Genomic DNA, 14,520 nt, shown 5'->3' with positions numbered 1-14,520 from the left:
TGTAGTTAAGGCTTAGCGCCTAGGCTTTGCTTTCATCAACCATGGCGCCATACTCCTCCAATGGTAATAGGACCGGTTCTTTATACTGCTTCCTGGTCTGCAGCTGAGAGGCAGTCATAAACGGCATAGATTCCTTTCCATTCAGCCAGTTTTGTTGTTTTGCATCTATCCGGTGTGTAAGCCGATTCAGCAACCTTCTTGTAAGTCGGATTTCTAATCAGCCATTGACCCTGATTATGCTTTATTCGCTAGTCTCAACCATCATTATTACACTGTGCGAAACAGTGAATTGAGTTGCCAGTAGTGCTACTTAAATCTGCATCCGGTTACATTGTGTCATACCGAATTTTCGGTGATCGATATCAATGACAAAGGATAAATGATGAACTACACAAAATTTAAGGTCGCTGTACAAATGCCTGTTTTACTGGCTGCGCTAATGACTACATTCGTCATGCCGGTGTATGAAGCAACTGCGGCGACAACTGCACCACAAACCGCACAGAGTGAAACGGCTGTCTCTTATCACACGGTCGTGATCGATGGCGTCAAAGTATTCTATCGCGAAGCAGGCCCTAAAAATGCACCTACCGTGTTGCTTCTGCATGGCTTCCCGACATCGTCACATATGTTCAGGAACCTGATACCGCAACTGGCTGATCGTTACCACGTGATTGCGCCGGATTATCCTGGCTATGGCCAAAGTGAGCAGCCCGCAATGGATAAATTTAAGTATAGCTTTGACAACCTGGCATCCGTGGTCGATAAATTGACCGCCGAGCTTGGTTTAACGCAATATGCCATCTATGTGCAGGATTATGGCGCGCCGGTTGGCTATCGCCTGGCGGCCGCACATCCCGAGAAAATCACCGCCATTGTGGTGCAAAATGGCAACGCTTACCAAGAAGGCATAGATAATCCATTTTGGGAGCCGATCAAAGCCTATTGGAAAGATAAAACCGAAGTGAATGCTGCCAAGCTGCGATCTGTGCTGGAAGTGGGCGCGACAAAATGGCAATACACTGAAGGCTTTCGTGACCCGGCCAAGCATGTCAGCCCTGACACCTGGATGCTAGACCAGGCCTATCTGGATCGCCCAGGTAACAAGGACATTCAGGTGGAACTGTTTTACAGCTATGGCACAAATCCTCCCCTTTACCCAGCCTGGCAGGCGTACTTCCGCAAACATCAGCCACCTATGCTGATCGTCTGGGGAAAGAACGACAAGATTTTCCCTGCTGCCGGGGCGACGCCTTACTTGCGTGATTTGCCTGATGCGGAGTTACACCTGTTTGATACCGGGCACTTTGCGCTGGAAGAAGATGGCGAGGAAATCGGCAAACTGATGCGCAATTTCCTTGATCGTAAAATCAAACGCTAAAAAGCAATGAGCCGAAAATATGCTTGATTTTCGGCTCATTGCTCTGCGTGAAGTGTTGCAGATGTTATTTATTGTTTGATGATCCTGGCGACATAGTTTTTGTCGTAGGCTTTATCACCCTGAGCGTTCAGTACATGGGTGATTTCTCCGGTTCCGCCCAGTGACACGCTGGTCACGTGTTCAAAATGTATATCCGGGCCTGTCGGGGCTTCAATCGCACTGTTGAGCTTGACGCTGGTATTGGTATCAAAGAAACAGTAAACCCCCATGCCTATGGCTTTGTGATGCGTGACATGGTCAGCGACTTTATATGACGCATAGCCGTTGGTACTGCCATTCATCCAGCTTTCCTGATTGGGCACATCGTAGGGCGCTTCACTCTGGTAAAAGTAGACTTCGCCATTTTCACCGTTCCATAAGGTCTGGTAATCATGGAAATGCTCTACGAATAAACCATACATGGTGACAGCGTCACCATTGACGATAATGCCGTGTTTGGTTTTATTGAGGCCCCAGCCTATGCCATTGCCATGGTCACCGCGCCATACCCACAAGTTGTCACCAATCACGTGATTGCTATTGATAATGACACTATGTGTGGCATTGCCTACACTGGCACCGCCCACCCTGAAAAACACGTCGTGCAGGGTGATCGGGTTTTGCGCATGGCTTAGTGTGGTTTTCTTGTCGCCTACCTGTAGCAGTACTTCAGAGTTTTTTTCACCGGCATCAAACAATAGGCCACTGACTTTTACGCCATCGACATCTGCCACCGTCATCGCCACATTGCCTGCCGTGGGTAGCAGGGTGGCGATACCCAGGCCTAGCACCACGGTATTCGGGTTTTTAATTTGCACTGGTGCATCCAGCTGGTAAATACCAGGCGTAAACAGCAGGTGTTTGCCTGCATTGAGCGCAGCATTCAACGTGCTGGCAGTATCCGTGGCCGCTTTAGCGATGTAAAACTTATCCAGAGGCAAGCTTTCGCCAGAGAGGTGCTTATCTTGCCAGCTCACGCCCTGGCTGTTTTTACGCAAGGCCGGGACAAACACGCTGTAATGACCCGCGCTATCAATGGTTAAAAACGGCTTTTCACTGACCACAGGCGTTTGCTCAACCACTGTATACGGCGGATTAGGCCAGCCTTGGCCGTCAGGCGCATTTTTAACGCCGACAAATACCATGTTCCAGTTTTCGTTAGTCCAGCTGCCTAAAGTCGAGTTGCGGGTAAGCCACTGTTGTTGCGTGCCGGAATTGATTTCCTGATCTACCAGGCTGTCCGCAATGAATCCGCCACTGGACCAGCCGCCATTGTCATCCAGCAACATATTGCCGCGCACGTGGATACGGCGCAGGGGAGAGGCCTGGGACACGGCCCATTGCATGGTGCCGTTATCGGGCGTGACAGACAGGTTTTCTACACTGCGCCAGAAGTTTTGCGTGGCATCCCCGCCATGCCAGGAAGCTTCAACCTGGATGCCGCCTTGCAGCATGACGTCGTCCGGAAATTGGCCCAGCCCTAATAGCTGGGTATAAAAACCAAGCCTGACTTTGTTGTGGTAAACGCCAGGTTTAAACAGCACGGCATAGCGCTCGGGGCCGAATTGGTTGCTTTCCTGCAGTTTGAATATGGCATCCAGCTTGTCTTGCACTTCATTGGAAGGCATGGAGGGATCCATGATGATGACATGCTCGCCAAAGTCTGGCGTTTCCACTGGCTTGTTCTGCACCTCGGTTGCCTGGCAGCCTGCCAGTACCAGGGTTGCCACTAAAGCCGTGGCAGCAGGCAAGCCTGAAGTTGGTAAATTAAACGTGCGCGTATCATGGTGACCAAATGAACAGTGAGACATAAACAAAAAGCTTTCAGTGTTTTAAATATTTGTAGGCTGGACCATACTTTTGCCTATGAAATTCATTTTTTTTCTTGCGATGGTGGGTTGCCATACCTTCGTAAGACGGCTTTATGACTATAAAATCAATTGCTTATGATGAAAGATTTAATGTGCTTAATGTGTCGCGGCGAACACGCGCCAACAGGGTAGCATCGTCTATCAGTGACTCACCATAAGAGGGGATCAGCGATTTTAACGTGTCTTGCCATGCCTGGCTTTGCATGCGGCTGCCAAAGCAGCGTTCCAGTACATCCAGCATGGCTTTCACGCTGACCGATGCGCCCGGTGATGCGCCTAGCAATGCTGCCAGGCTGCCATCGGCAGAGGCCACAATTTCGGTACCGAATTCGAGCTTGCCCCAATGCTGGTGGCAGCGTTTGATAATCTGCACGCGCTGCCCTGCATGTGCCAGCCGCCAATCCTGGCTATTCGCCTCAGGCAGAAAAACACGTAAGGCATGCATACGTTGCTCATGGCCTTGAAACACTTCTTTGATCAAGTATTTTGTCAGGTCCACATTGTGCCTGCACACACCGAGCAGGCTTTTGATATTTCTGAATTTGACTGACTTGGCCAGGTCAAAACGCGAGCCTTGTTTGAGAAAGCGGGTAGTGAACCCTGCATACGGGCCAAACATCAGCGACGGTTTGCCATGGATCATGCGTGTATCCAGATGCGGGACCGACATCGGCGGTGCGCCAACGGCTGCCTGACTGTAAACTTTGGCATGGTGCTGATTGATCAGCGCGGGGTTGTCACAGATCAGCCACTGCCCACTGACCGGGAAGCCGCCGTAACCTTGCGCTTCGGCAATGCCGGATTGCTGCAATAGTGGCAAAGCGCCGCCGCCAGCGCCCAGGAATACGAAACTGGCGTTAAATGACTGGGATTGTCCTGACGCCAGGTTCTGGATCTGCACTTGCCAGGTATTGTGTTTAGGCTGCTGTTTCAGTTTGCTGACGCGTGATTGCGTGAGCAAGGTGAAGTTGGGCCGCGTTTTCAAATAAGCTACCAGTTGTCGTGTCAGCGCACCAAAGTTCACATCCGAGCCATGCGCCACATGGGTGGCAGACATGCCGTCTGCCTGCTGACGGCCAGCCATCATCAATGGCATCCAGTCGTTAAGGGTAGCTGGTTTGTTGCTCCACTGCATTTCAGCGAACAACGGATGGGCTTTTAGCAGGGCATGGCGCTGGCGCAAAAATGCACTGTTGTGTTCGCCCCACACTGCGCTCAGGTGCGGCACGCGCTGAATAAAGTCCTCGGCGTTCAATACGCCTTCTTTCACCAGGGTTGACCAGCATTGCAGCGAGACTTCAAACGCTGCATTGATTTCCAGGGCACGGCGAATCTCAATGCCGCCATTCTTGGCTTTTGGGGTGTAGTTCAGTTCGCAATAACCGGCATGGCCGGTACCGGCGTTATTCAGGGCATCTGAACTTTCGAGGGCCACATCCTCCAGCTTTTCGACCATGCAGATATGTAAATCGGGATCCAGCCGATGTAGCAAAATCGCCAGCGTGGCGCTCATAATGCCGCCGCCAACCAGCAGTACATCGATATCGGTTGTTGCCATGGTGTGTGAATTCCTCGTAGTGAGGCGCTTGAATGTCAAACGCACAATCATAATGCCGCCGCGCATTATAAAACGAAAAAGACCAACCATCATCTGCGAAAGCGAGTATAGGGTCATGCAGGGCTGTGGCAGCCCCGTTAACTTGTCAAATAAAGACTTTTGCGGTAATCTCCAGCATTCGCCAATATTGTGATTTCACAACAAAAAAATCCCGCTTAAGGGCTGGTGAAATCACTCAAGCGTGCACCGAATGGTTTACCGCAATCGCATGCATGATTTTGGCTACATGAACGGGGGAAGCATGAAAAATCCATTGGAATCTATCGCAGGCACCATTCTGTCAGGCGTTTTGTTGACCGTGGCGCTGGTGTTTTTCCTGAAAAATTTTGTGACGGTCGGAGCCTAATCATGGAGCTGGTCCCGGCACTCGCGCGTTGGATTCATCTTCTGGCAGGCATTACATGGGTAGGCCTGCTTTATTATTTTAACCTGGTGCAAATGTCAGCCTTGAAAGCTGCGGCGGCCGATGGCACTGCTGCTGGGATCAGCAAGCATGTGGCACCCCGGGCCTTGCTGTGGTTCCGCTGGTCTGCTGTGGTGACATGGTTAGCCGGGTCGGCTTTGCTAGGTGCACATATGCATGACGCATTTATGCTGCGCAATGGTTTTGAAGTGATAGGCGTAGGTGCCTGGCTGGGCACCATTATGCTGATCAATGTCTGGGTACTGATCTGGCCTAACCAGAAAAAGATTTTAGGCCTGGTGCCTGCAGATGATGCGGCCAAAAATACTGCCCGACGTGTGGCGATGCTGGCATCCCGCACCAATATGATGCTGTCTATTCCCATGTTGTTTTTCATGGCGAATGGTTTGAGTCATAGGGCAGTATTAGGGTTTTAAACGGTTTAAGACGGTTACGGCGGCTTGAGCCGCCGTTTTTGTTTTTTGATAAAGGGTTTTGAAATGCATTCCGAACATTTAATGAACACCTATGGTAGACAGCCTGTGACGTTTGTCAAAGGCGAAGGTGTCTGGTTGACAGACACTGCCGGTGATCGCTATCTGGACGCACTCTCAGGCGTGGCAGTCAATGGCCTTGGTCATGCCCACCCGAAATTTGTCGCCGCTCTGAATGCGCAAATCGCCAGGTTGATCCATGTTTCCAACATTTACCAGATCGCTGAACAATCAGCGTTGGCCGATAAACTGGCTGAGCTTTCTGGCATGGACAGGATATTTTTCTGTAACTCTGGTTGCGAAGCGAACGAAGCGGCGATCAAACTGGCCCGCCTGCATGGCCACAACAAAGGCATAGACCATCCTGAAATCATCGTGATGGACCAGAGTTTCCATGGCCGGACCATGGCGACCTTGTCTGCAACCGGCAACCGCAAGGTACAAGCCGGATTCGAGCCGCTGGTCAGCGGCTTTTTGCGCGTGCCGTTTGATGACCTGGAAGCGATTAAAACCATTGCTTCACATAAAAATAACGTCGTTGCGATTCTGGTTGAACCAATCCAGGGCGAAGGTGGCGTGCATATTCCAGCCAGCCTGAATGCTTATTTCCAGGGTTTGCGTGAGATCTGTGATGCCAATGGCTGGTTATTGATGCTGGATGAAGTGCAGTCTGGTATTGCCAGAACAGGTACCTGGTTTGCTTTCCAGCACACTGGCATTGTGCCGGACGTGATGACACTGGCCAAAGGGCTGGGCTCGGGCGTGCCTATCGGTGCTTGTGTCGCGCGTGGTGTCGCCGCTGAAACATTCACCCCAGGCAAGCATGGCTCCACTTTTGGTGGTAATCCATTGGCGACTGCCGCAGGTCTGGCAACGCTCAATATTATCGCCGAGGAAAACCTGCTTGAAAACGCAAAAACCGTTGGTGATTATATCAACCAGTTACTGACTGAAGCACTCAAAGGGCAGGCGGGTATCGTGCAGATTCGCAATGCCGGCATGATGATAGGTATAGAGCTGGACAGGCCTTGTGCTGACCTAGTGAAACAAGGGTTGGCTGCCAAGCTATTAATTAATGTGACTTCCGAAAAGGTCATTCGTTTGTTGCCATCGCTGGTGATGAACAAGCAAGAGGCCGAAGAACTGGTCAACAGACTGGCCCCACTGATTTTGAATTTTTTAAAGGCAAGCGCGTGAGTTAACTGCGCCGGATTATCATGAGTATCAAACACTTTTTGCAGTTTAACGATCTGAAGCGGGATGAAATAGAGCATATTTTTGCCCGCGCCAAATGGATTAAATCGCAGTTTAAGAATTACCAGCAATACTGGCCGTTGACTGATCGCACGCTGGTCATGATTTTTGAAAAAGCCAGCACGCGGACCCGTCTGTCTTTTGAAGCGGGCATGCAGCAACTGGGTGGTTCGGCGATTTACCTGAACACGCGTGATTCACAATTGGGTCGCGGTGAACCGGTGGAAGATGCAGCACAAGTGATTTCACGCATGAGCGACATCGTCATGATCCGTACCTTTGAGCAAAGCATTATTGAACGCTTTGCGCAAAACTCGCGTGTACCGGTGATCAACGGCCTCACCAATGAATATCACCCGTGCCAGATACTGGCAGATATTTTTACCTTTATTGAGCACCGTGGGCCTATCCAGGGCAAAACCGTGACCTGGATCGGTGACAGCAACAACGTCTGCAATACCTGGCTGCAAGCGGCAGAAGTGCTGGATTTCAACGTGCATGTGTCTACGCCGCCTGGCTATGAAGTCGAATTTGAACGTGCCAACCTGTATGGTACGGATCACTTCGAGTCGTTTGCCGACCCAATGGAAGCCGCGCGTGACGCCGACCTGGTGACCACCGATGTCTGGACCAGCATGGGCTTTGAAGCTGAGAATGAAGAGCGCCGTAAAGATTTCGCCGACTGGCAAGTCGATGCCGACATGATGAAGGTAGCGAAAGCAGATGCGGTGTTTATGCATTGTCTGCCAGCCCACAGGGGTGAAGAAGTGGCTGCAGAAGTGATTGATGGCAAGCAGAGCGTGGTGTGGGATGAGGCGGAGAACCGCCTGCATACACAAAAGGCGCTGATGGAATATTTGTTATTGGGCAAAATTGATTGACCTTGTCGGCACGATGCCAGAGATTTTTCTCTGTGACTGCGTGCCAATCTGGTAAACGTTTTTAAGGAAACATGCATTAATGAGCGATATTAAAAAAGCAGTATTGGCCTACTCCGGTGGACTGGATACTTCCGTGATCTTGAAGTGGTTACAAGACACCTATCAATGTGAAGTGGTGACATTTACCGCAGACTTGGGCCAGGGTGAAGAGCTGGAGCCTGCGCGTGAAAAAGCGCAAAAGTTTGGCGTTAAGGAAATCTATATCGATGACTTGCGCGAAGAGTTTGTGCGTGACTTCGTGTTCCCGATGTTCCGTGCCAATACCGTGTATGAGGGCGAATACCTGCTGGGTACGTCTATCGCACGTCCTTTGATCGCCAAGCGCCTGATTGAAATCGCCAACGAAACCAAAGCCGATGCGATTTCGCATGGTGCGACCGGCAAAGGCAACGACCAGGTACGTTTTGAACTGGGCGCTTATGCACTCAACCCGAATATCCAGATCATTGCCCCATGGCGTGAGTGGGATCTGCTGTCCCGTGAAAAACTGCTGGCCTATGCCGAGAAACATAGCATCCCGGTGGAAATGAAGCACAAGCAAGGCGGTAGCCCATACTCCATGGATGCTAACCTGCTGCACATTTCTTACGAAGGCCGTCATCTGGAAGACCCGGCTGCCGAAGCGGAAGAAGATATGTGGCGCTGGACAGTGTCACCGGAAAAAGCGCCGGATGCCGCAGAGTATCTGGATATCGAATTCAAGAACGGTGACATCGTTGCCTTGAATGGCAAAGCCCTGAAAGCACACGAGATTCTGGCCGAGTTGAACCGTATCGGTGGCAAGCACGGCATTGGCCGTCTGGACTTGGTAGAAAACCGTTATGTTGGCATGAAGTCACGTGGTTGTTACGAAACACCGGGCGGCACCATCATCCTGAAAGCGCACCGTGCCATTGAAAGCATCACGCTGGACCGCGAAGTCGCGCATCTGAAAGATGATTTGATGCCACGCTACGCCAGCCTGATCTACAACGGTTACTGGTGGAGCCCGGAGCGCCTGGCCTTGCAAACGCTGATAGACCACACGCAAGCCACAGTCAATGGCTGGGTGCGCGTGAAGTTGTACAAAGGCAATGTCATCGTGGTGGGCCGTGACAGTAAAACAGATTCATTGTTTGACTCGACCATTGCGACTTTTGAAGATGACAAAGGCGCTTATGACCAGAAAGATGCTGGCGGCTTTATTAAACTGAATGCATTAAGAATGCGTATTGCGGCGAATTTGCATAACCGCAAAAAATAACCCTTATGCCCAGGCAACATGTGATTGCTTATGATTCTACCCTGCGCGATGGAGCACAAGCGCAGGGTGTTTCATTTTCAGTCGAGGATAAACTCAAGATCGTACAGCGCCTGGATCAACTGGGCATAGGCTATATCGAAGCCGGCAACCCCGGCTCCAACCCGAAAGATTTAGAGTTTTTCGCACGCGTCGGCGAGCTGGATTTACAGCACGCCAAGATCATTGCCTTTGGCAGCACACGCCGCATCGGCATCACTGCTGCTGAAGACAAAAACCTGCAATCCTTACTTTCTGCCAATACCCACGCCGTCGCCATTTTTGGCAAGAGTTGGGATTACCAGGTCACCGATATCCTGCGTACCACGCTGGACGAAAACCTGGCCATGATAGCGGACACCATTGCTTACCTGAAATCACAGGGCAAAGAAGTGGTGTTTGATGCCGAGCACTTTTATGATGGCTACAAAGCCAATGCTGAATACGCCCTGAACACGTTGCAAGCGGCTGCCGATGCCGGTGCTGATGTTCTAGCCCTGTGCGACACCAACGGTGGCAGCTTTCCCAACGAGATTTTTGAAATCACCCAAACCGTGGTGGCACGTTTCCCAACATTGGACATCGGTATCCATTGCCATAATGATTGCGAAATGGCGGTGGCTAATTCAGTCGCCGCAGTACAGGCAGGCGCAGTACAGGTGCAAGGCACCATTAACGGTATAGGCGAGCGATGCGGTAATGCCAACCTGGTATCTATCATTCCCAACGTGCAATTAAAGCTTGGCCTGGAATGTATTTCTGCTGCGCAACTGGCTGAACTGACTGCCGCCGCACGCTTTGTCAGTGAAGTGGCGAACGTGACGTTTAACGATAAAGCGCCTTATGTCGGCCACGATGCGTTTGCGCATAAAGGCGGCATGCACATTGATGCGGTGAATAAGAATCCTTCATCCTATGAGCATATCAGCCCTAACATTGTTGGTAATGAGCGCCATATCCTGGTGTCTGAAGTAGCAGGGCGCGGGGCGATTTTAAATAAATTGCAGCAAATCGACCCGACCCTGACCAAGGAGTCTGAAGCGGCCATCCAGATACTTGAGCATTTAAAAGCCCTGGAACATGAAGGCTACCAGTTTGAGAGTGCGGAAAGCTCGTTTCATCTGCTGATGCACAAGCTGCTGGGTAAGTTTCAGCCTTACTTCCGGCTGAAACAATATAGCGTATATATCCATGAACCTTCTGTCAATGGCATTAACTCTGCGGTCACGATCAGTCTGTATGTGAACGACCAGGAATCGGAAGTCACTGCCTATGGCGACGGCCCGGTATATGCATTAGACAAGGCGATGCGTAAGGCCCTTGAGCCTTTTTACCCCATCATTAAAGAGATCAAACTGGTTGATTACAAAGTGCGGGTATTGGACTCAAACCTGGCCACGGCGGCTAAAGTGCGGGTCATGATCGAATCAACCGACCAGCAAACTAACTGGACTACTGTTGGTGTGTCGTCTGATATTATTGAAGCTTCGTGGCTGGCATTGAAAGATGCGGTGGAATATAAGTTGATGCGAGGATAGGGTTTAGTCGGAAGCGCCGAAGCGATCAAAATATATTGCTCAGCGTATTATCAAAAAATAATAGATAGAAGAGATATTCATGATGCTGAAGCCGGTTTTTCCATTCCTTTTTACAGTTGGCATATGTGCTGCTGTCACCTTGAGCGGTTGCTCAACAAAATACACAGTACCTGCAGAAAAGAGCACAGCATATATTCATGTCGTTGACGCTAATAACGAGCCGGATAAAACCGCCTTTATTGCCACATACCAAGAAGCTGAGAGCTGTAAGCAGCGGTTATGGTTACAACAAGGGAGATATATTCCAGGTGATATAACAGCAAGCGTTGAGAAGATTGAGGCGGGGAAACCTATTTCGATTTCAATTCACGGCAGTACGATGAGTCCTGCTTGTATCTCGACATTTAACTTTACACCTGAAGCTGGGCGTTACTACAGGGCTAAAAAGAATGGCTGTAACACCGTGTTGCTGGAATCTTCAGTAGCAAATGATTTTAGTGTCAAAAGAGAGGAAGAAGTGCTTTTGATGGATTTTAAAAAAGCTTTTAGCGAGTCAGGGTCATGGTGCAGTGTCAGCCCTCTTAATCAATTAAAAACTAACATGAATAAAAAGCAATAACAACATGGTCACTATCAGTGACTTTTATGTAGAAGGCGCAATCAAGTAGCCATGCTATTTTGGCTCTACATCATGTTTGTCTCATTGCTAATGATGCAGGTTCCAGCAACACCAGTTTAAGTTGCTCCTGTTCAACTAGTCTTAAAGTCACTTGCTGGAAATTTATGTACCCAGACTGTGGATGCTGGAACTCTCTTTGCCCGCCTTGTCGTTCCAGCACATCATGTTGTTTCCAGTAGAATGAGAATTCCTCGCTGGCAATACTCAATTCATTGACTAGTTGTTTGACCTCAGGCTCTTCTAAGCGAGAGCGGCAATCTGCCCTGAACTCTGCGACTAGTCTTCTTGCACGCATTTCCCAATTAACGACAAATGTTTTAGCTGTCAGGTGAGAAAACACAAATCTAAGCAAGTTAGGGTGCGCACCTTCAGGCCAGTCAATGTCTAGCAATCCGCTAAATAGATTTGTCGCCGCCTGATTCCAGGCAAGGATATCCCAGGTACGACCCATAATGTAGGCGGGTACCTCTATCTTGCTTAGAATGCTGATCAAGGTTTCCGGTGCAGTATCGACTTCAGTTTGATGTGCTTGTGGATCACGCCTGTCCGCCATATCAAACAGGTAACTGCGCTCTGATTTGCTGAGCTTTAAAGCGGTGGCCAATCTATCCAGTGCATCGGCCGACACATTGATTTCGCGTGCCTGTTCTATCCAGGTGTACCAGGTGGCGCTGATGCCCGCTAATTGTGCGACTTCTTCCCTTCGCAGGCCATGTGTACGCCTGCGGGAACCGGAGGGGAAACCAAACGCTTCTGGGCTGCCACGTTGGCGCATGGCCTGTAAAAATTCAGCTAGTTCCTGACGTCTCGTATCCATTTGATTTCATTATCCTATTAGTCTTAATACTAGTATAAATGATATTCTTGTAAGGGTATTGAAACTTAGGTATTCTGCGCATGTTTTATCAATTTAGTATATTTGATACGTAGTATTTGAAAGGAACGGTCATGGCAGGCAAAACACTGTACGACAAATTATGGGATTCGCACGTGGTGCGTGAGGAACCAGACGGTACCTGTTTGATTTACATCGATCGCCACCTGGTACATGAAGTGACTAGCCCGCAGGCATTTGAAGGCATGCGTATTGCCGGGCGCAAACCCTGGCGTAATAGCTCCATCGTGGCCAATCCTGACCATAACACGCCGACCAAAGACTGGGATAAGGGTATTGAAGACCCGATTTCGCGCCTGCAAGTCGAAACGCTGGATAGCAATATCAAAGAATTTGGTGCGCTTGTTTACTTCCCGTTTAAAAACAAGGACCAGGGCATTATCCATGTCATCGGACCTGAAAATGGCACCACACTGCCTGGCATGACGGTAGTCTGTGGCGATAGCCATACCTCTACCCATGGTGCGTTTGGCGCGCTGGCGCATGGTATCGGCACGTCCGAGGTGGAACATGTGATGGCGACGCAAACCCTGGTGGCTAAAAAATCCAAATGTTTGCTGGTCAGGGTCGATGGCCAACTAGGCAAAGGTGTGACTGCTAAAGATGTCGCGCTGGCGATTATCGGCAAGATAGGTACTGCTGGTGGTACCGGCTACGCTATTGAGTTTGGTGGTGAAGTCATCCGTGGCTTGTCTATGGAAGGCCGCATGACGCTGTGCAATATGGCGATTGAAGCCGGGGCACGTGCAGGTATCGTTGCGCCTGATGAAAAAACCGCGGCTTACCTCGAAGGCCGCCTGCATGCGCCTAAAGGTGAAAACTGGGCCAAAGCCGTGGATTACTGGAAAACCCTGCAATCTGATGCAGATGCCACCTATGACGCAGTGGTTGAGCTGAAAGGCGCTGAGATCGCACCGCAAGTGACCTGGGGTACCTCACCAGAACAAGTGCTGCCTATCGGCTCAACCGTGCCTGATCCTGCACAGGAAGGCGATGCCACCAAGCGCACCAGCATTGAAAATGCCCTGAAATACATGGGCCTGAATGCCAATACGCCGCTTGATGAGATCAAGCTGGATAAGATATTTATCGGCTCTTGCACCAACTCTCGTATTGAAGATTTGCGTGCAGCTGCAGGTGTTGCCAAGGGCAAAAAGGTTGCAGGCAATATCAAACTGGCCATGGTGGTGCCGGGTTCCGGCCAGGTCAAACGCCAGGCTGAAGCGGAAGGGCTGGACAAGGTATTTATCGATGCAGGATTTGAGTGGCGTGAGCCAGGCTGTTCCATGTGTCTGGCCATGAATGCTGATCGCCTGGAGCCGGGTGAACGTTGCGCTTCGACTTCAAACCGCAACTTTGAGGGCCGTCAGGGTCCGGGTGGACGTACGCACCTGGTGAGCCCGGAAATGGCCGCGGCGGCAGCGATCGCCGGGCATTTTGTCGATGTGCGCAGTGTATAAAGGAGAGCAGCATGAAAGCATTTAGTACTTTAAATGGTCTGGTCTGTCCCCTGGATAGAGCCAACGTCGATACCGATGCCATTATCCCGAAACAGTTTTTGAAATCGATCAAGCGTTCTGGCTTTGGCCCTTACCTGTTTGATGAGTGGCGTTATACCAATTACGGTGAGCCAGGCATGGATTGCAGCACACGTCCTTTGAATAAGGATTTCGTACTGAACCAGCCACGATACAAGGGCGCACAAGTGCTGCTGGCACGTGATAACTTCGGTTGCGGTTCTTCACGTGAACACGCGCCATGGGCGATTGAGGATCAGGGCTTTCGTGTGCTGATTGCGCCTAGCTTTGCCGATATTTTCTTCAATAACTGTTACAAGAACGGTATTTTGCCTATCGTGGCTTCTGCCGAGCAAGTGGATAGCCTGTTCAAAGAGTGTCTGGCGAATGAAGGCTACACGCTGAACGTTGATTTGGTCTCTCAAACCGTGACGACGCCTTCGGGCCAGTCATTCAGTTTTGAGATCACCCCGACCCGCAAGCACAACCTGCTCAACGGCCTGGATGAAATCGGCCTGACCTTGCAGCATGCGGATCAGATCAAGGCATTTGAAGAAAAGCATAAGCAGTCACAGCCCTGGTTGTTTGCATAAAAACCTGTTTCGCCACTG

At 50.3% G+C, this 14,520-nt stretch carries 12 protein-coding genes; 9 read left to right on the top strand and 3 right to left on the bottom strand.

Annotation, left to right across the window (positions count from 1 at the left end):
* The first annotated feature begins 379 nt into the window (after positions 1–379).
* Positions 380–1,381 (top strand): alpha/beta fold hydrolase, encoded by a 1,002-nt coding sequence (locus ACSSVF_RS11915; RefSeq protein ID WP_492403672.1) that lies wholly within the window; start codon positions 380–382, stop codon positions 1,379–1,381.
* Positions 1,382–1,449: 68 nt separating this feature from the next.
* Here the strand turns inward: ACSSVF_RS11915 and ACSSVF_RS11910 are convergent, their stop codons facing one another.
* Both ACSSVF_RS11910 and mqo read right to left on the bottom strand, forming a co-directional pair.
* A complete protein-coding gene (locus ACSSVF_RS11910) occupies positions 1,450–3,231 on the bottom strand; it encodes a pectate lyase-like domain-containing protein (RefSeq protein ID WP_492403670.1) in 1,782 nt (593 codons plus the stop codon).
* A 133-nt stretch (positions 3,232–3,364) separates the two neighbouring features.
* Positions 3,365–4,849, bottom strand: a complete 1,485-nt coding sequence (gene mqo, locus ACSSVF_RS11905; protein WP_492403668.1) for a malate dehydrogenase (quinone) — start codon at positions 4,847–4,849, stop codon at positions 3,365–3,367.
* 408 nt (positions 4,850–5,257) lie between these two features.
* On the opposite strand from mqo, the gene ACSSVF_RS11900 reads away from it, so the two are divergent.
* The 6 genes from ACSSVF_RS11900 to ACSSVF_RS11875 all read left to right on the top strand — a co-directional run bounded on the left by ACSSVF_RS11900 (position 5,258) and on the right by ACSSVF_RS11875 (position 11,437).
* Positions 5,258–5,749 carry a urate hydroxylase PuuD gene (locus ACSSVF_RS11900; protein ID WP_492403667.1) on the top strand — a complete coding sequence of 164 codons (492 nt, stop codon included), beginning with the start codon at positions 5,258–5,260 and terminating at the stop codon, positions 5,747–5,749.
* A 63-nt stretch (positions 5,750–5,812) separates the two neighbouring features.
* Positions 5,813–7,003 (top strand): aspartate aminotransferase family protein, encoded by a 1,191-nt coding sequence (locus ACSSVF_RS11895; protein WP_492403665.1) that lies wholly within the window; start codon positions 5,813–5,815, stop codon positions 7,001–7,003.
* Between the two features lie 20 nt (positions 7,004–7,023).
* Positions 7,024–7,941 (top strand): ornithine carbamoyltransferase, encoded by a 918-nt coding sequence (gene argF, locus ACSSVF_RS11890; RefSeq protein WP_492403663.1) that lies wholly within the window; start codon positions 7,024–7,026, stop codon positions 7,939–7,941.
* A gap of 79 nt (positions 7,942–8,020) precedes the next feature.
* Complete coding sequence (locus ACSSVF_RS11885; RefSeq protein WP_444701724.1) at positions 8,021–9,244, top strand: argininosuccinate synthase; 1,224 nt, start codon at positions 8,021–8,023, stop codon at positions 9,242–9,244.
* A gap of 5 nt (positions 9,245–9,249) precedes the next feature.
* Positions 9,250–10,818 carry a citramalate synthase gene (gene cimA / locus ACSSVF_RS11880; protein ID WP_492403662.1) on the top strand — a complete coding sequence of 523 codons (1,569 nt, stop codon included), beginning with the start codon at positions 9,250–9,252 and terminating at the stop codon, positions 10,816–10,818.
* A gap of 79 nt (positions 10,819–10,897) precedes the next feature.
* The gene (locus tag ACSSVF_RS11875; protein ID WP_492403661.1) at positions 10,898–11,437 is read left to right on the top strand and encodes a hypothetical protein; all 540 of its coding nucleotides are present in this window, start codon (positions 10,898–10,900) and stop codon (positions 11,435–11,437) included.
* 70 nt (positions 11,438–11,507) lie between these two features.
* Here the strand turns inward: ACSSVF_RS11875 and ACSSVF_RS11870 are convergent, their stop codons facing one another.
* Positions 11,508–12,314: a helix-turn-helix transcriptional regulator gene (locus ACSSVF_RS11870; RefSeq protein WP_492403660.1), complete on the bottom strand. Its 807-nt coding sequence runs from the start codon at positions 12,312–12,314 to the stop codon at positions 11,508–11,510.
* A 131-nt stretch (positions 12,315–12,445) separates the two neighbouring features.
* On the opposite strand from ACSSVF_RS11870, the gene leuC reads away from it, so the two are divergent.
* Positions 12,446–13,852 carry a 3-isopropylmalate dehydratase large subunit gene (gene leuC, locus ACSSVF_RS11865; protein WP_492403658.1) on the top strand — a complete coding sequence of 469 codons (1,407 nt, stop codon included), beginning with the start codon at positions 12,446–12,448 and terminating at the stop codon, positions 13,850–13,852.
* Between the two features lie 11 nt (positions 13,853–13,863).
* A complete protein-coding gene (gene leuD, locus ACSSVF_RS11860; protein WP_442586344.1) occupies positions 13,864–14,502 on the top strand; it encodes a 3-isopropylmalate dehydratase small subunit in 639 nt (212 codons plus the stop codon).
* Positions 14,503–14,520: the final 18 nt, after the last annotated feature.

Source organism: Methylophilus sp. E2MeOHC9 (assembly GCF_058744375.1).
This window is presented reverse-complemented; position numbering and strand designations above follow the sequence as displayed.